General features: G+C 72.1%; 15 protein-coding genes. 13 read left to right on the top strand and 2 right to left on the bottom strand.

Annotated elements, in window-relative coordinates; all coding sequences use genetic code 11:
- Positions 1 to 139: 139 nt before the first annotated feature.
- From ACGFW5_RS15270 to ACGFW5_RS15245, 6 genes are all read left to right on the top strand, one after another.
- Positions 140 to 2,320 carry a hypothetical protein gene (locus tag ACGFW5_RS15270; protein ID WP_393834694.1) on the top strand — a complete coding sequence of 727 codons (2,181 nt, stop codon included), beginning with the start codon at positions 140 to 142 and terminating at the stop codon, positions 2,318 to 2,320.
- A gap of 301 nt (positions 2,321 to 2,621) precedes the next feature.
- Positions 2,622 to 3,983 carry an aspartate aminotransferase family protein gene (locus tag ACGFW5_RS15265; protein ID WP_393834693.1) on the top strand — a complete coding sequence of 454 codons (1,362 nt, stop codon included), beginning with the start codon at positions 2,622 to 2,624 and terminating at the stop codon, positions 3,981 to 3,983.
- A gap of 330 nt (positions 3,984 to 4,313) precedes the next feature.
- Complete coding sequence (locus ACGFW5_RS15260) at positions 4,314 to 4,985, top strand: GntR family transcriptional regulator (RefSeq protein WP_393834692.1); 672 nt, start codon at positions 4,314 to 4,316, stop codon at positions 4,983 to 4,985.
- Positions 4,982 to 7,465 (top strand): dolichyl-phosphate beta-glucosyltransferase, encoded by a 2,484-nt coding sequence (locus ACGFW5_RS15255; protein WP_393834691.1) that lies wholly within the window; start codon positions 4,982 to 4,984, stop codon positions 7,463 to 7,465. Before ACGFW5_RS15260 ends, ACGFW5_RS15255 begins: the two co-directional genes overlap by 4 nt.
- Before the next feature lie 152 nt (positions 7,466 to 7,617).
- The gene (locus tag ACGFW5_RS15250; RefSeq protein WP_393834690.1) at positions 7,618 to 8,268 is read left to right on the top strand and encodes a hypothetical protein; all 651 of its coding nucleotides are present in this window, start codon (positions 7,618 to 7,620) and stop codon (positions 8,266 to 8,268) included.
- Between the two features lie 317 nt (positions 8,269 to 8,585).
- The gene (locus tag ACGFW5_RS15245; RefSeq protein WP_393834689.1) at positions 8,586 to 8,783 is read left to right on the top strand and encodes a hypothetical protein; all 198 of its coding nucleotides are present in this window, start codon (positions 8,586 to 8,588) and stop codon (positions 8,781 to 8,783) included.
- Between the two features lie 93 nt (positions 8,784 to 8,876).
- Here ACGFW5_RS15245 and ACGFW5_RS15240 read toward each other — a convergent pair whose 3' ends face one another.
- Positions 8,877 to 9,617 carry an SLATT domain-containing protein gene (locus ACGFW5_RS15240; RefSeq protein WP_393834688.1) on the bottom strand — a complete coding sequence of 247 codons (741 nt, stop codon included), beginning with the start codon at positions 9,615 to 9,617 and terminating at the stop codon, positions 8,877 to 8,879.
- 367 nt (positions 9,618 to 9,984) lie between these two features.
- On the opposite strand from ACGFW5_RS15240, the gene ACGFW5_RS15235 reads away from it, so the two are divergent.
- The 7 genes from ACGFW5_RS15235 (at position 9,985) to ACGFW5_RS15205 (ending at position 16,506) form a co-directional block, all read left to right on the top strand.
- Positions 9,985 to 10,320 (top strand): YbaB/EbfC family nucleoid-associated protein, encoded by a 336-nt coding sequence (locus ACGFW5_RS15235; RefSeq protein WP_393834687.1) that lies wholly within the window; start codon positions 9,985 to 9,987, stop codon positions 10,318 to 10,320.
- A gap of 114 nt (positions 10,321 to 10,434) precedes the next feature.
- Positions 10,435 to 11,034 carry a recombination mediator RecR gene (gene recR, locus ACGFW5_RS15230; RefSeq protein WP_328312046.1) on the top strand — a complete coding sequence of 200 codons (600 nt, stop codon included), beginning with the start codon at positions 10,435 to 10,437 and terminating at the stop codon, positions 11,032 to 11,034.
- A 47-nt stretch (positions 11,035 to 11,081) separates the two neighbouring features.
- Positions 11,082 to 11,741 (top strand): DUF5063 domain-containing protein, encoded by a 660-nt coding sequence (locus tag ACGFW5_RS15225; protein ID WP_393834686.1) that lies wholly within the window; start codon positions 11,082 to 11,084, stop codon positions 11,739 to 11,741.
- Positions 11,742 to 11,993: 252 nt separating this feature from the next.
- The gene (locus tag ACGFW5_RS15220) at positions 11,994 to 13,274 is read left to right on the top strand and encodes an aspartate kinase (RefSeq protein ID WP_393834685.1); all 1,281 of its coding nucleotides are present in this window, start codon (positions 11,994 to 11,996) and stop codon (positions 13,272 to 13,274) included.
- Positions 13,271 to 14,329 (top strand): aspartate-semialdehyde dehydrogenase, encoded by a 1,059-nt coding sequence (locus ACGFW5_RS15215; RefSeq protein WP_393834684.1) that lies wholly within the window; start codon positions 13,271 to 13,273, stop codon positions 14,327 to 14,329. Before ACGFW5_RS15220 ends, ACGFW5_RS15215 begins: the two co-directional genes overlap by 4 nt.
- Before the next feature lie 267 nt (positions 14,330 to 14,596).
- Complete coding sequence (locus ACGFW5_RS15210; RefSeq protein ID WP_393834683.1) at positions 14,597 to 15,265, top strand: SigE family RNA polymerase sigma factor; 669 nt, start codon at positions 14,597 to 14,599, stop codon at positions 15,263 to 15,265.
- The gene (locus ACGFW5_RS15205; protein ID WP_393834682.1) at positions 15,262 to 16,506 is read left to right on the top strand and encodes a hypothetical protein; all 1,245 of its coding nucleotides are present in this window, start codon (positions 15,262 to 15,264) and stop codon (positions 16,504 to 16,506) included. The genes ACGFW5_RS15210 and ACGFW5_RS15205 overlap by 4 nt, the downstream gene beginning before the upstream one ends.
- A 67-nt stretch (positions 16,507 to 16,573) precedes the next feature.
- On the opposite strand, the gene ACGFW5_RS15200 is transcribed toward ACGFW5_RS15205, so the two are convergent.
- On the bottom strand, positions 16,574 to 17,425 hold the full coding sequence (locus ACGFW5_RS15200) for an SURF1 family protein (protein WP_393834681.1): 852 nt from the start codon (positions 17,423 to 17,425) through the stop codon (positions 16,574 to 16,576).
- Positions 17,426 to 17,473: the final 48 nt, after the last annotated feature.

Below are 17,473 nucleotides of genomic sequence, written 5' to 3'. Positions count from 1 at the left end.
TCACCCGGGCCCCGCCGGGACCGAGCCCCGCGCAGAGGACCGGCCGCGTACCGGGACCCCGCCCGGGGCCAGGCCCGGGTCCCTGAGCCGGCCCGGGTCCAGGATCCGCGCCGCCTCCCTCCGGGCGCAGCTCTGGCGCATGGGGCGGGCGGCGGGGCGCAACGGGGTCGGCGGACGGACGCGGGCCGTCGCGTTGTTGCTGGCCGGGGCGACGCTGGCGCTCGGTCTGTCCGCCGTCGTCGCCGTGTACGCCGCGTACGACGGCATCCAGATCCGCTCGGCGCACCGCGCCCTGGTCCCCCAGGCCATGGAGCCGTCGAGCAAACCCCTGGCCGTGGCGTACGCGACGGATGACGAGGTGGACGGGCTCCAGTACGGCCTGATCTACATCCGCCCCCGCGCACCCGGCGTCCCGCCGCCACCCGGGATGGACCACTGGCCCGCCCCCGGCGAAGCCGTGCTGTCACCCGCTCTCGTACGCGCCCTCAACTCTGATGGTACGGGCGGGCGTTACGGCCGGGTCATTGCCGCCATCCGGAGCGAGGGGCTGGCGAGTCCGGGGGAGCGGTTCGGGTACGTCAATCCGCGCGACGACCAGTTCAACGCCCACTCGATGCGGCCGATCGTGGCCATCGGCGGCCGGGGCGCGCCGGCGGGCGACCTCGAATTCATCAAGGACCGCGCCAGTCTGGTGCAGGCCCTGTACCTGGTGCTGCTGCCCGCCGGGGTGCTCGCGGTCGTCGCCGTACGGATGGGCTCGGTGGGCCGGGACCGGCGCACTGCCCTGGTGGCGGCGCTCGGCGGCGGGCGGCGGGCCAGAGTGTGGCTGAACCTCGGCGAATCGGCGGTGCCGGTCGTGGCCGGTGCGCTGCTGGGCGCACTGCCGGGCGCCCTGATCGCGGTGACGGGTGACACGCAACTGCCGTGGATCGGCTACGAGTTGTCGGCCGCCGATCTGCGTCGCTGGTGGCCGCAACTGGCCCTCGCCCCGGTCGCGGCGGCGACCGCCCTGCTCCTCCTGGTGTGCCTGACGCACCGCGCGGGCGGACGGCGCAGGCCGGTGTCCGCACGGCTGGCGAGCCGGGGCGCGCGGACGGTGCGGTACGCGGGCATCGCCGCGCCGTTCCTCCTCGTGGCCACGATCGTGGGCCCGGCACGGCTCGACCCCGCCCAGTACCACGAGCTGCGCGGACAGCTCTACCACGCGGGTGTCGTCGCGGTGCTCCTGACGCTGCCCTGCGCGGTCGCGCTCTGCGCGGCGGCGTCCGGACGGGTCCTGGCTCGCTCCGCCCGGCGCACCAGCAGTGCCGGGGCGGTGATCGCCGGGCGGCACATGGCGGCCCATCCCGGCGTGACGGCCCGGCTCGTCGCGGGCATCGGCATCGCGCTGGTCGTCGTCAGCCAAGTGCAGCCGGCGAGCCTCCAGTTCGGGAGTACGGCCTATGAAACCCAGGGTTTCGTCCGCGAGGTGGGACGGCAGGTGATGGTCGTACGCACCACCGAGGGCCTTCCCCCCGACCGCCTGCTGACCGCGCTGGCGCACCTGCCCGCGCCGGCCGCACTCCTGACGGCCACCGAGTCGAAGGGCGCGCCGGGAACGGTACTGGTCCGGGGTTCGTGCGCCGCCCTGACGGCCGTCCGACTGCCGTGCGGCACCGCCGTGACGCCACGCCCGGTCGCCGGCGCGGACGCACGCCTCCTGTCGGCGCTGTGGTGGGCCCCTCCGCTGACGGCGACCCGGCTCGCGGTCCAGGAGCGCAGCGCCCTTCCCGATCCAGGCGCCCTCGCCGCCACGAAGCTGATCCTGGTCTCCAGGACAGGGGGCGACCTCCCGGAGAAGTCCATCAGCCGGCTGCTGCGGGATTGCGTCCCCACCCTGTCGGCGACCGCCGAAGTGCCGGGGGACGGGTGGACGCAGGGGGCCAACCTGCAACGCGCGCACGGGAGATGGGTGGTGTTCCTCGGCTTCGTGGGAGTCTTCGTCCTCGGCGTCGCGGTGACCCTCGCGAACCTGGCGGAGTTCCTGCGCTTCAGCCGGGCCGTCGCGCCGCTGAGCGTGCTGACGGGCAACCGCCGCGTCTACTACGCCACGGCTGCGTGGGCGCTGCTCGCCCCGTTGCTGGCGGCGATCGCGGTGAGCGTGCTGGTCGCGTCCTGGCTGGCGTCCCCGCAGGAACAGCCGGCCCTGGGCATCGAGGTCTCGTCGCCCATGCTCGCCGCCGGCGCGGCGGTCCTGGGCGCGCTGTCGGTGTTCACGTGGTACTGCGGCGCCCGGGCCGCGGCGGCCCAGTCGGGGCGGTGGCGTCCGTACGGGGAGTGAGGCGCGGGGGTGCGCTTGCGGGTGCGGACCGTTGGGGGGCCGGGGCCCGCCGTCCCCCGGGCCCCGGCGGGGTCGATGCGGTCCGTGCCCTGGCGGGGTCGATGCCGGCCCGCGCCCCGGCGGGGTCGATGCCGGCCCGCGCCCCGGCGAGGGCGGTGCCGGCCCGTGCCCCGCCCGAGTCGACCCCGGCCCGCGCCGCATGGCCGGGCGGGCGGGGGCCCGACATGTTGCCGAGGTCGGGCGGTCTCGGTGGACAGGATGGCCATGGCCCGTCCGACCTGCGGGTCCTTACGCTGGACCCATGACCCCTCAAGGCACCCCCGATCCTCAGGCCGGCGCGGCAGTGAAGGCCGCCGACCGTGCGCACGTGTTCCACTCCTGGTCCGCCCAGGGCCTGATCGACCCGCTCGCCGTCGCCGGCGCGGAGGGGTCCTACTTCTGGGACTACGAGGGCAACCGCTACCTCGACTTCACCAGCGGGCTCGTGTTCACGAACATCGGGTACCAGCACCCGAAGGTCGTCGCCGCGATCCAGGAGCAGGCCGCGACGATGACGACCTTCGCGCCCGCGTTCGCGGTGGAGGCGCGGTCGGAGGCGGCCCGGCTGATCGCCTCGCACACCCCGGGGGACCTCGACAAGATCTTCTTCACCAACGGGGGCGCGGAGGCCGTCGAGAACGCCATCCGCATGGCCCGGCTGCACACCGGGCGCCACAAGGTGATGAGCGCCTACCGGTCGTATCACGGGGGCACCCACACCGCGATCAATCTGACGGGGGACCCGCGCCGGTGGGCGTCCGACAGCGGTTCTGCCGGTGTCACGCGGTTCTGGGCGCCGTTCCTGTACCGCTCGCCCTTCCACGCCACCACCGAGGCCGAGGAGTGCGCGCGGGCGCTGAAGCACCTTGAGGAGACCATCGTCTTCGAGGGCCCGGCCACCATCGCCGCGATCATCCTGGAGTCGGTGCCCGGCACCGCCGGGATCATGACACCGCCGGCCGGCTACCTGCCCGGCGTGCGCGAGCTCTGCGACAGGTACGGGATCGTGCTCGTCCTGGACGAGGTCATGGCCGGGTTCGGGCGGACCGGCAAGTGGTTCGCCTGTGAGCACGACGACGTGGTGCCGGACCTGCTGACCTTCGCCAAGGGCGTCAACTCCGGGTACGTGCCGCTCGGCGGCGTCGCGATCAGCGCGAAGATTGCCGAGACCTTCGAGCACCGGCCCTTCCCCGGCGGGCTCACCTACTCCGGGCACCCGCTGGCCTGCGCCGCCGCCGTCGCCACCATCACCGTGATGGAGGAGGAGGGGGTCGTCGAGCAGGCCGCCCACATCGGCGCGACCGTGCTTGAGCCGGGCCTGCGCGAGATCGCCGAGCGGCACCCCAGCGTCGGCGAGGTGCGCGGCACCGGGGTGTTCTGGGCACTGGAGCTCGTCCGCAGCAAGGAGACGCGCGAACCGCTCGTGCCGTACAACGCGAGCGGCGCGGACAACGCGCCGATGGCCGCGTTCGGCGCCGCGTGCAAGAAGAACGGCCTGTGGCCCTTCATCAACATGAACCGCACCCACGTCGTGCCGCCCTGCAACATCACCGAGGCCGAGGCCAAGGAAGGCCTCGCGGTGCTCGACGAGGCCCTGACGGTGGCCGACGAGCACACCGTGTGACGCGTGGGCGCCGGCTGGCTGGCTGGCCGGCCGTCTGTCCGTCCCTACCGACGCCGAGTGCCCCGACGCCGAGTGCCCCAGGGCCGGGCGTCCGAAGTCGGTACGGCAACGGCTCGCGATCGACGCCGGACCGCCGGGCAGTCGGGCAGTCGGGCAGTCGGGCAAGCCGGGCAGCCGGGCAGGGGCGGAACCCCGCACTCCTGACAGGGGCGGAACCCGCCCGCATGACAGGGGCAGCGCCCCGCAGAACCCCGCACTCCTTTGTTCGGTTTCCGGCCCACCCCATAGGGTGTGCCGGAACCGGAGAAAACCGGAGAAGGGGAGCGAGTCATGCCCGCGAGCGGAGCGGTCACCCGCAACACCCTTCGACAACAGATCGCGGACGCGCTGCGTGACGAAGTGCTCGCGGGCCGTATGCGGCCCGGCGAGGAGTTCACGGTCAAGCAGATCGCCGAGCAGTACGGCGTCTCCGCCACCCCCGTACGGGAAGCGCTCGTCGACCTGTGCGCGCAGGGCCTGCTCGATTCCGACCAGCACCGCGGCTTTCGCGTGCGGGTGTTCTCCGTCGAGGACTACAAGGGCATCGTCGAGGCGCGGGCCCTCGTGGTCGACGGGATATTCCGGCGGGCCGCGGACTTCGGCTCGCCCGACGCGCACGGGCCGGCCCTGGTGTCGGTGCGCCGGCGCGGCGAGGAGGCGGCGCGGGCCGCGCGCGGCGGCGACCTGAACATCCTGGTCGGCTACGACCTGCGGTTCTGGCGGGAACTGTGCGCGCTGGCCGGGAACTCCTACATCTCCGACTTCCTGCACCGCCTGCGCATGCAGAGCTGGGTGTTCGCGGTGCCCTACCTCCGCGGCCACGGCGACCTCAGCGCATGGCTGTGGACCGGCCACGGTGACGTCGTCGCCGCGCTCGGCCGGGGCGACTTCGAAGCGGCGCGGGTGCTGATCGCCGCCTACAACGACGAATCCCTGATGTGGGCGGAGCGGCTTCCCCGGTGACGAAGACCCCCCCGGCCGGACCGGTCGAACTGAGCGTTGTCGTCCCCGCCTACAACGAGGAGCAGCGCCTCGCGCCGACCCTCGACGCGATCCGCGCCCACCTCGGCGACAGCTGTGGCTGGGAGCTGATCGTCGTCGACGACGGCTCAAGCGACGAGACCGTGCGCGTGGCGCGGGAGGCCGCCGCCCGCGACGAGCGCATCAGCGTCGTCGTCAGCGACACCAACCGCGGCAAGGGCCATGCCCTGCGGCTGGGGGTGCTCGCCTCCTACGGGCGCCGCGTACTGATCACGGACGCCGATCTGGCCACGCCCATCGAGGAGTTGGACCGCCTCGACAAGGCGATGGCCGAAGGCGAGACGGCCGCCGCGATCGGCTCGCGCGCCCATCCCGACGCAGCGATAGAGGTCCACCAGAGCCGGCTGCGCGAACACCTGGGCCGGATGGGCAACCGGCTCATACGGGCCGTCGCGGTGCCCGGCATCCGCGACACCCAGTGCGGCTTCAAGCTGTTCGACGGCGAGAAGGCGCGCGCCGCCTTCGCCGACGCCCGCCTCGACGGCTGGGGCATCGACGTCGAGATCCTTCAGTTCTTCCGCCGCAGGGGCTGGCAGGTCGCCGAGGTCCCGGTGCGCTGGTCGCACCAGGAGGGCTCGAAGGTGGGCGCGGCCGACTACGGCAAGGTGCTGTGGGAGCTGGCCCGCCTCAAGGCGCGTGCGGTGCGCCGCGTCGACCTGGTGCTCGGCGCCCTGTTCCTGCTGTCGTCCGTCCTGCTCTACAAGAACCTGTGGCACGGCCTCGGCCGCAGCTACCTCACCGACTCGATGCAGGACCAGAACCAGTGGGAGTGGTTCTTCGCGGTCACCGCGGACAACGTGGCCCATCTGCGCGACCCGCTGTTCACCACCGTCCAGAACTTCCCCGACGGCGTGAACCTCATGGGCAACACCCCCATGCTGGGCCTGTCCGTGCCGCTCACGCCGGTGACCCTCGCGTTCGGCCCTTCCCTCACCTGGGCGCTCGTCCTCACCCTGGGGATGTCGGCGACCGCGTACAGCTGGTACTGGCTCTTCGCCCGCCGCGTCACCGAGAACCGCTGGGCCGCCGGGCTCGGCGGGGCGCTCGCCGCGTTCGCGCCGCCGATGGTCTCGCACGGCACCGCCCACCCGAACTTCTGCGTCCTGTTCATGCTGCCGCTGATCATCGACCGGGCGCTGCGCCTGTGCGAGGGCCGTGACGTGCGCAGGGACGGGATCGTCCTCGGCCTGTTCACCGTGTACCAGATCTTCCTCGGCGAGGAGGTGCTGCTGCTCGCCACGCTCGGCATGGCCCTGTTCGCCCTGTCGTACGCGCTGGCACGGCGCGATGTCGCGCGCGCGGCGGTCCGGCCGCTGGCCAAGGGCATGGGGATCGCGCTCGGGGTCTGCCTGGTGCTGGTCGCGTACCCGCTGTACCGGCAGTTCGCCGGCGCGCAGAGCTATCACAGCGTGCTGCACGGCGACAGCGCGGGCAATTCACCGCTCGCGCTCGTCGAGTTCGCGGGACGCTCGCTGTTCGGCGACGAGTCGACCGCCGACAAGCTGGCCCTGAACCGCACCGAGCAGAACGCGTTCTACGGCTGGCCGCTGGTGGCGCTCGCCTTCGCGCTCGTCGTACGCCTGTGGCGGCGGCCGCTCGTCAGGGCGCTCGCGTTCACGGGTGTGGCGGCCGCGGTGCTCTCGCTCGGGCAGAAGATCCGCATCCCGTACACGGACGTGGTCTTCCCCGGGCCCTGGAAACTCCTCGCCCACAAGCCGCTCTTCGAGTCGGTCATCGAGGGCCGGGTCGCGATGATCTGCGCGCCGGTGCTCGGCGCGCTGATCGCCCTCGCCGCGGGACGCCTCGCGCACAGCAGGGCGCCGGTGAACAAGGTGGCCGGGTTCGCCGCGATCGCGCTGGCGCTGCTGCCCGTCGTGCCGACGCCGTTCCCGACGAACGCCCGCCCCGACGTGCCCGAGTTCATCGCGTCGGGGATGTGGAAGAAGTACGTCGGGCCGGGGGAGTCCCTTGTGCCGGTGCCGCTGCCCGACCCGAGCTCGGCGGAGGCGCTGCACTGGCAGGCGGAGACGGGCCTCGCCTTCTCGGTGCCCGGCGGCTACTTCAACGGGCCCTGGGGTCCCGACCGGATCGGCATCTACGGCGCGTCCCCGCGCTGGACGTCGAACCTGTTCGGCGACGTCCGCTCCGGCAAGCCCATCCCGGACATCGGCACGGACTGGCAGAACCAGGCCAAGGAGGACCTGGCGTACTGGCGGGCGGGCGTGCTGGTCCTCGTGCCCCAGCCGCGGGCGCCCGAACTGTACGAGACGGTGAGCCGGCTGCTGGGCCGCGGCGGCACGAAGGTCGACGACGTGTGGATCTGGGACGTGTCGCCGCGGGCGCTCCCACCGGCGTCGGCGGCAGCACCGGGCGCGGGCGTCGGCGCAGGCGGGTCCGAGTAACGGACGGTCTGGTGGGTAAACCTTGGCGACCGGGGCGCACGGAGGGAACCGGTCACCCCGCACCGGGAGTTGACGGGCACTCTTCGCGCGGCGTGCCCGGCGCACTACGCTGTCCCGACCATCGCGCGAAACGAGTTGAGAGCGAGCCCGTCTTGGCCTGTGACCTGTGGCTGGTCCCCCTCGTCGACGTGCTGTGCCACAGCCCCGACAATCCGTTCGCGGAGGAGATCGCCTCGTACGACAAGGCGCTCGGCGAGGCGGGGCTTCCGCCCGTGCCGGTCTTCGCGTACATGCCGGGGCTGTCCGGGGACGTGGCGCCGGTGGCGGGGTTCGACTACGACGCGCTGCACTTCCTGCGCCGGGCGTATCTGTTGCAGCTGTGCGGTCTTGCGGTGACTCCCGTCGACGAACTCGGCGGTGACTACGAGCAGTTGCTGGAGATGTTCGAGGCGACCGCCCAGCAGTCGCACCTGGTGTGGCACTACGACCACGCGGGGGCGTACGTCCCTGTCGACTTCGCGGTGCCGCTGTCCAACGAGGAACTGCTCGCGGGGGGTGGTCCGCTCGGGTCCGCGCAGGGGTTGCTGCGGGAGCTCCAGTTCGTGGGGCCCGCGATCGGAATAGATCCGGCCAACCCGCCGTCCGCGCCGGCGCCGCCGGCCCGGCCCACGTCGCTCGAAGAGCCGGCCGGGCCCATTCCGTACGACGAGAGTCCCTTCGCGCGTGAGCGGCATGTGTGGCTCGGGCTGCATGCGGCGGCGACCCGCAGCCTCGCCCAGGGCTCAATGATCATCTTCAGCTGACCCAACCCCCTGGCTCCGCCCCAGCCCCCGTTCGCGCCTGCAGGGCGCTCGTCCTCAATCGCCGGACGGGCTGAGGATGTCCATACCGCCCGCACCGGGCAGCCCGCCGGGCCGAGGATGTCCGTGCCGGCCGGCACCGAGCAGCCCGCCGGGCTGAGGGTGCGCATGCGGGTCGGCGCCAGTACCGCCAGGGGCGCGGGGAACTGCGCGAGGAGCGACCACGGTCCGCACTGGAAAGGCGGGGGACCCTGGGGCCCCGCCCCAGACCCCGTTCGCGCCTGAACGGCGCTCGTCCTCAATCGCCGGACGGGCTGAAGATGCCCGCACCGGCCCGCACCGGACAGCCCGGCAGGCTGAAGATGTCCATCCTGCCCCGCACCGAACAGCCCGGCGGGCTGAAGATGCCGATGTGGACCGGAGCCGGGCAGCCCGGCGGGCTGAAGATGCGCGTACCGGCCCGCACTGAACAGCCCGGCGGGCTGAAGATGCCCGCGCCGGGCAGGCCGGCGGGCTGAGGATGTCCGTGCAGGCCCGCGGCCAGGGGCGCGGGGAACGGCGCGAGGAGCGACCACGGCCCGCACCCGAAAGGCGGGGCCAGGCGCAATGGGTCAGCGGGGGCCCTCTGGGGGGCGTTGGCGGGGCATGTTGGGGCGGGGCACCGGGGGGAGGGGGAAGCGGCCGGGCCCGGGCGCGGCATCCGTACGCGGGGCCGTCGCGCTGAGCGTCTGCATGACCAGCGGCGCCGGCCCCGAGCGGAACTCCACCATCCAGTCCGCCGTCTCCGAGCGGACCAGCTCCGTCACGTCCTCGCTGAACCGGCGCAGCACCGAGAGACAGCGCTCGGCCGCCTCGCTCGCGGTCCCGTCCGTGGGCCCCAGCACCTCGCGCACGCTCTCCGACGCCCAGTCGAACTGGAGGGTCTGGAGCCTGCGCTGTACGGCCTGCGCCGTGGCCACGTCCCGCATCCAGCCCGAGGTCAGCCCGAAGTAGCGGTCGCAGGCCAGGCACGCGGCGCCGAGCAGCAGACACAGATAGCCCCAGCCCGCCGCGCCCGGCAGGGCGTGGGTCAGGTCGAGCAGCGGCAGGACCGCCCCCGCGATCGCGCCGCCCGCCGTGCCGCAGCGCAGGACGCGCGCGCCGCGGCGCTTCCACAGCCGGTCGGCGAGGTACCAGTCCGCGGTGTTCAGGGCGCCCGTCTCGACCCACTGGTACAGCTCGTAGAGGCGTTCCGCGGGTTCGCCCCAGTCGCCGAGCGGGAACGGCCGCCCGGTCAGATCGCCCGTCGCCGCGCCCTCGTCCCGTCGGGCCCGGCCCGGGGGCCCCTCGGGCTGCATGTCCGGCTGGCTCACCCGGCCGCTCCCTCCGCACTGCTAGCTGTGACCCTGTGTGACATCGCGTGACCTGCGCGCACGTGGACGTAATGGATGTAATGGATGTAATGGACGTACTGCTGGACGTAGTAAATGACGTGGCTGACCGGTGGCACACACGGTGCGTGTGTGCCTATTGACGCGTCGTGGTGCGCCGGACCGCCATTCCTACCGCCGAATGGAGGGCCCGGGGAGCGATAACCAGGGATTTCCGCCCGGACGTGGGCCTTGGTCAGGTATAGGAGCGCGCACCGCATCACTCGAAAGAGTTGCGGAGCAGGGCGCCTGTCGACCACGTAGGCTCGGAGTGCCCGACGAACCGTCCTAGCGAAACCCGGAGTGAACCGTGATCCCTGGTGGTGGCCAGCCCAACATGCAGCAGCTTCTTCAGCAGGCCCAGAAGATGCAGCAGGATCTCGCCGTTGCCCAGGAGGAGCTGGCGGCGACCGAGGTCGACGGCCAGGCCGGCGGCGGCCTCGTCAAGGCGACCGTGACCGGCTCGGGCGAGCTGCGCGCCCTGGCGATCGACCCGAAGGCGGTCGACCCGGAGGACACCGAGACCCTGGCCGACCTGATCGTGGCGGCCGTGCAGGCCGCCAACGAGAACGCCCAGCAGCTCCAGCAGCAGAAGCTGGGCCCGCTCACGCAGGGCCTCGGCGGCATGCCGGGCCTGCCCTTCTGAGGCCGGGCACGCCGCGCGCGTCCGGTCGCGCGGAGCCAACCGTGCGCCCGCTCTACTGAGGTGGGCGCACACCAACTACCGTAGGCATCAGAGCTACCCACGAGAGGCGTTCCGTTGTACGAAGGCGTGGTCCAGGACCTCATCGACGAGCTGGGCAGGCTGCCCGGCGTCGGTCCCAAGAGCGCGCAGCGGATCGCCTTCCACATCCTCCAGGCGGAGCCGACCGACGTGCGCCGTCTCGCGCACGCCCTCCTCGAAGTCAAGGACAAGGTCCGCTTCTGCGCGGTGTGCGGCAACGTGGCGCAGGAGGAGCGGTGCAACATCTGCCGCGACCAGCGCCGCGACTTGACCGTCATCTGCGTCGTGGAGGAGCCCAAGGACGTGGTGGCCATCGAGCGGACGCGCGAGTTCCGCGGGCGCTACCACGTACTCGGCGGTGCCATCAGCCCGATCGAGGGCGTCGGCCCGGACGATCTGCGCATCCGCGAGCTGCTTGCCCGCCTCGCGGACGGCACGGTCACCGAGCTGATCCTGGCCACCGACCCGAATCTGGAGGGTGAGGCGACGGCGACGTACCTCGCCCGCATGATCAAGCCCATGGGCCTCAAGGTCACCCGGCTCGCCAGCGGCCTGCCGGTCGGCGGCGACCTCGAATACGCCGACGAGGTCACCCTGGGCCGGGCCTTCGAAGGAAGGCGGCTGCTCGATGTATGACGCCCAGCAGGAGTACGCCCGTCAGGGCCACGAGGAAGGTCGACTCGATGTCTGACGCAACGCTGCACGCGACCAACCAGGACCCGGACTCCTTCGCGGTCCAGATCGCCGACCAGGTCGAGTCCTTCATCGTCGCGGTCACCGAGGTGGCCAAGGGCGACGAGCCCGACAGTGCGGTGCCCTTCCTCCTCCTGGAGGTCTCCCAGCTCCTGCTGGCCGGCGGCCGGCTCGGGGCGCACGAGGACATCGTCCCCGACGAGCGCTACGAGCCCGACCTGGGCCCGGAGGCGGACGCCGACCTGCTGCGCGAGCGCTTCGCCCGCCTCCTTGAACCCATCGACGTGTACTCCGAGGTCTTCGACCCGTACGAGCCGCGCAAGGCGCCGGTGCCGTGCCGGATCTCCGACGACCTGGCCGACGTGGTCACCGACCTGCGCCACGGCCTGGCCCACTACCGCGCGGGCCGTACGTCCGAGGCGCTGTGGTGGTGGCAGTTCTCCTACTTCTCCAACTGGGGCTCGACGGCCTCCGCCGCGCTGCGCGCCCTCCAGTCGCTGGTCGCCCACGTCCGCCTCAACCAGCCGCTCGAAGAGCTGGACGGCCTGGACACCGACGAGGAGCTGACCGAGGACGCCCTGGAAGAGGTGGCGGGTCGCGTCATGGCCGAGGAGCTGGCCGGACCGCTCGGCCTGCACGACCTCAAGTAGGCGCGGGGGCGCGGGAGTTGGCGTGGCCGGCTGCCGCGCCGCACCGGCCGCGCCCCGGAGCCGTCGCTTGTGAGCCCGGACACATGCCGCGTATCCGGCGCGGGCAAGGGCAGGCAGACCGTGCGAGCGGTGCCGGAGAACGCCCAGTGATCATGTAGTGAGCGGGACATCTCACGAAGTGATACGGGACGGGCGAATCCGGCCCGCTCGTTAAACTGAGCCGACCCAGCAAGAACTGAGCGAGGAGCGCACGTGGGCCTTGTCGTGCAGAAGTACGGAGGCTCCTCCGTTGCCGATGCCGAAGGCATCAAGCGCGTCGCCAAGCGGATCGTGGAAGCCAAGAAGAACGGCCACCAGGTGGTCGTCGTGGTTTCCGCGATGGGCGACACGACGGATGAGTTGATCGAGCTCGCGGAGCAGGTGTCTCCGATGCCCGCAGGGCGGGAGTTCGACATGCTGCTGACCGCCGGAGAGCGGATCTCCATGGCACTGCTTGCCATGGCGATCAAAAGCATGGGCCACAAGGCCCAGTCGTTCACGGGCAGCCAGGCCGGTGTCATCACCGACTCGGTCCACAACAAGGCGCGGATCATCGACGTCACCCCCGGCCGCATCCGGACCTCGATCGACGAGGGCAACATCGCCATCGTCGCCGGGTTCCAGGGCGTCAGCCAGGAGGGGAAGAACATCACCACGCTCGGCCGTGGTGGTTCGGACACGACGGCCGTCGCGCTGGCCGCCGCCCTCGACGCCGAGGTCTGTGAGATCTACACCGACGTCGACGGCGTCTTCACCGCGGACCCCCGCGTCGTGAAGAAGGCGAAGAAGATCGAGTGGATCTCCTTCGAGGACATGCTGGAGCTGGCCGCGTCCGGTTCCAAGGTGCTCCTGCACCGGTGCGTCGAGTACGCCCGCCGGTACAACATCCCGATCCACGTCCGGTCGTCCTTCAGCGGACTTCAGGGCACCTGGGTCAGCAACGAACCTCGTACCCCGTCGGAAGGCCAGCAGGTGGAGCACGCCATCATCTCCGGAGTCGCGCACGACGTCTCCGAGGCGAAGGTCACGGTCGTCGGGGTGCCCGACAAGCCGGGCGAGGCCGCGGCGATCTTCCGCACCATCGCCAACGCCGAGATCAACATCGACATGGTGGTGCAGAACGTCTCCGCCGCGTCGACGGGTCTGACCGACATCTCGTTCACGCTGCCCAAGTCCGAGGGCCGCAAGGCCATCGACGCCCTGGAGCGGTCCAAGCCGGCCATCGGCTTCGAGTCGCTGCGCTACGACGACCAGATCGCCAAGATCTCCCTCGTCGGCGCCGGCATGAAGACCAACCCGGGCGTCACGGCCGGCTTCTTCGAGGCCCTTTCCGACGCGGGCGTGAACATCGAGCTCATCTCGACCTCCGAGATCCGCATCTCGGTCGTCACCCGCGCCGACGACGTCAACGAGGCCGTGCGCGCGGTGCACTCCGCCTTCGGCCTCGACTCCGACAGCGACGAGGCCGTCGTCTACGGGGGCACCGGGCGATGACCCACAGGCCGGCGCTCACGGTCGTCGGAGCGACCGGGAGCGCCGGTGCGGTGATGCTCCAGATCCTGTCCCAGCATGCCGATGTCTGGGGCGAGGTCCGGCTCGTCGCGTCCGCGCGCTCGGCCGGACGCAAACTGCTCGTGCGGGGCGAGGAGTGCGAAGTCCTCGCGCTGAGCGAGGAGGCCCTTGAGGGGGCCGACATCGTCCTGTTCCTCGTGCCCGCCGACGTCGCCGCCCAGTGGGCGCCTGTCGCGGCGGCCAAGGGCGCGGTGGTGGTGGACAGTTCGGCCGCCTTCCGCATGGACGCGGACGTGCCGCTCGTGGTGCCCGAGCTCAATCCCCATGCCGTACGGATGCGTCCGCGCGGCATCGTGGCGAGCCCGCACGCCACGACCCTCGCCATGAGCGTGGCGGTCGGTGCGCTGCACGCCGAGTTCTGCCTGAGCGAGCTCGTCGTCTCCACGTACCAGGCCGTCAGTGGTGAGGGCCTTGCCGGGGTCGAGGCGCTGCGGCTCCAGACCTCCCTGGTGGCCGGGACCGAACTCGGTACGAGCCCGGGCGACGTGCGCCGCGCCGTCGGCGACGGGCTCGGCCCCTTCCCCGCCCCCATCGCCCTGAACGTGGTGCCCTGGACCGGCGAGCTCGCCGACGACGGCTGGTCGTCGCAGGAGCTCGGCATCCGCGACGAGCTGCGCAAGCTGCTCGACCTGCCGCGCCTCCCGGTCGCCGCCACGTGTGTGCGGGTGCCCGTCCTGACCACGCACTCCGCGTCCGTGCACGCCCGCTTCGAGAACGAGGTGGACGTGGCCCGGGCGCACGAGATCCTGGCGACCGCGCCCGGCGTGGTGCTCTTCGACAACCCCGCCGCCGGTGACTTCCCCACCCCCGCGGACGTGGTCGGCACCGACCCGACGTGGGTGGGCCGGGTGCGCAGATCGCCCGACGATCCCTGCGTACTGGAACTGTTCGTCTGCGGCGACAACCTCCGCAAGGGCACCGCCCTGAACGTGGCGCACATCGCCGAACTCGCGGCCCGTGAATTCACCGGGCGTTGAAACCCACCCATTTGTAGGATCTGTGAACGCTCTGTGAGCAAGTCGCTGGTCTGTACCACTTGAACTGCCCCAACGCCTTGTTACACGATTCATTTCCGTGTCCCTGCAACCGCAGTCCGGCATGGAGCGTCTATGCGGTCGCCCCTCAAGGTGCCGTATAAATCGGGGCATTGGGGAAGAGCGGGTACGGATGACGACATGTGGTGCACTGCCAAAAACAGTGTCGTACGCGTACAACCCTGACGGGGAGGAACGTGTCCAACAGGCGTGGCAGAGGTACTCGACTTCAGAGCGGTACCGGCGCGTGGCATGGCAGTCCGCCCGCGTCGGCGACCCGGTGCGCCCGGCGGCATGCCGGTGATCGCGCCGATGCCCGCCACCCGTCCCGCCCCCGTACCCTCCCAGGCGACCTCGCGCGAGAGCGCTGACGAGGTCATGGCGGCCGGCACCACCGTTGATCACCTCACCGAGACCTACCGCGCGCACTACCGCTCGCTGCTCGGCCTCGCGGCTCTGCTCCTGGACGACACGGCCTCCTGCGAGGACGTCGTGCAGGAGGCGTTCATCCGCGTCCACTCGGCACGCAGCCGGGTGCGCGAGCCGGAGAAGACCCTCGCCTACCTGCGCCAGACCGTCGTCAACCTGTCGCGGTCCGCGCTGCGTCGGCGCATCCTCGGGCTCAAGCTGCTGTCCAAGCCCATGCCCGACATGGCGAGCGCCGAGGAGGGCGCGTACGACCAGCTGGAGCGCGACGCTCTGATCAAGGCGATGCGCGGGCTCCAGCGCCGCCAGCGCGAGGTCCTGGTGCTGCGGTACTTCGCCGACATGACGGAGGCCCAGGTCGCCGAGACGCTGGGCATATCCCTGGGCTCGGTGAAGGCGTACGGATCACGAGGGATAGCCGCCCTGCGCGTCGCCATGGAGGCGACGGCATGAAAGGGCACGACAAGAACGCCGACGGGCGGCCGGGGGAGCAGAGGAAGTACGGGGAGCACGGGAAGTACGGGTCGGACCAGCGGCCCGGCAATGACCTGAACGACCTGACTGGATACGGATTCGTGGACACATCGCCGGAAAAGAACAGCACCGGCAACCCCCCCTTCGGCTTTCCGCCCGCCCCGGACGGCGGCGTGGACGCGGCCGGTGACCCGGCCGGTGAACTGGCGCTGCGCAGGCTGCTGCACGGCGCGGTCGAGGAGCTGAAGCCCTCGGAGGGGGCGCTCGAACACCTGCGGGCGGCGGTGCCCGTACGGCGGGCCCGCAAGCGGCAGGCCGTCGTGGGCACGGTCGCGGCCGCGCTCCTTGTGGCCACCGCGGTGCCGGCCTTCCTGCACGTCGCCAACTCCGCGAGCGCCACCGACGAGCAGCCCGCGGTCGCCGGGCACGGCGAGCAGACGTACGGCATCTCGGGCGGTGTCTCGGGCGCGCCCGACGGGGTGCCCACGGGCAGACCGTCCACCGGCGCCGGCACCCAGGCCGGCGCCACGCCCGACGGCAAGGGCCCGGCGAAGGAGCCGAGCAAGGGTGTCACCAGCCCCGTCGGCGGCGCCGTGACCGATCCCGGCGGCGGCCCCGTGCAAGCCAACTCGCCGGTCTGCGAGGCGGGCGAGCTGCGCGTCAAGTCGGCGAGCGTCGGCAGGCCCGACGCGACCGGCAAGGTCTACGGCGCCTTCCGCGTCGTCAACGCGTCGAACAAGCAGTGCGCGATCGGCGGCGTCGGCACGTTCGACGTCCGCACCCAGGGCGCGGCCGACCCCGCGAAGATCACCGTCGTCGAGCACGCCGCAGGCGACCCGGCTCCCGGCCTCCCCGACCCCTCCAAGGACGCCACGCACCTGGTCCTGAAGCCGGCCGCGGCCTACGAGGTGCGGTTCGCCTGGGTGCCGTCGGACACCTGCCCCAAGGCGACGCCGACGCCCGACACGAGCCCTTCCGCCAACCCCGGCAGCTCCAGCGGGATCACCGCTCCGACGACGACCGGCGGTGGCGGCCAGAGCCCGCAGCACACCCCGGACGGCGGCCCCCCGGCCGCGACGGAGGACGGCACGGTCGCGGTCACCCACGTGGCCGAGCCGGGCGCGCCGTCCGCGGAGGCGAAGATCCCCAACGCCTGCGCGGGAACGATCTACAAGACGGGCGTCCTGGACGGCGGAACGGCGACGGCGGCGTCGCGCTAGGCGCCGGTGCCGGTGCCGTTGCGGCGCGGGGTGCGGCCAGGGGGCTCCGGGCTCGGCTCCGGCTCGCCTATCCGACGAGGGGTGTCCCGCTACTGCTGACGCCCTCGGGGCTGTCGTTGGGGCTGTCGTTGGGGCTGTCGGAACTCCCGGGCTGTTCTGGCGGCTGCGGACCCTCGGGGGCGAGGCCGAGTTCGGCGTCCTCCAGGGCTTCGGCCTCGCGCCGCACCAGGCGGAACCACATGAAGACCACGAACCCCGCGAAGACGAACCACTCGCCGGTGTAGCCGAGATTCTGGAACGCCTTCAGGTCGAGCCCGCTGTTCTGCGGCGCGCTCGCGGGGACCGGCGTCAGGCCCGCGTCGGCGCGGGGCAGTGTCACCCAGGCGTCGTACACCGGGTACGGCACCAGGTTGACCAGGGCGGCCGCGCTGATCATGCCGACCTGGCCCTGCGGCAGACCGCCCTGGGCGTGCACACCGTCCGAGCCCACGTTCTCGGACGCCTGGAGTATGCCGGTGACGGCGACGTCGCCGGTCGGCGCGGCCGGGGCCTTGGCGCCCCGCGGGATCCAGCCGCGCACGACGGGCAGCGCCTTGCCGCCGTCGGTACGCAGGAGGGTCAGGACGTAGCTGCCCGACGTGCCGTCGACCTCGCGCTCGGGCACCAGGAACTGCTCGGCGTAGTGGCCCTTTGCCGAGGCGGGGCGGCCGGAGGTGCGCTGGTCCACGGGGAGCAGCGAGGCGAGCGGTTCGGCCTTGAGGGTGGCGGGGTCGGGGGCCTTCTCGGCGGCGTCGTGGGACTGCACGCGGTCCTCGAAGCGGCCCAGCTGCCAGGAGCCCATGAAGACGCACAGGGGGATGGCGAGCAGGACGAAGACGTGGATTCCCCACCAGCGGGGTGTGAGCAGGAACCGGTACACACCCCCACGGTACGGAATCCTGCCGTCGGGCCGGGCCGCGGGGTGCCC

It is taken from the genome of Streptomyces sp. NPDC048416 (assembly GCF_043200435.1).
Taxonomy (GTDB): domain Bacteria; phylum Actinomycetota; class Actinomycetes; order Streptomycetales; family Streptomycetaceae; genus Streptomyces.
The sequence above is the reverse complement of the archived record's forward strand: the minus strand, read 5'-3'. Positions and strand labels throughout refer to the sequence as shown.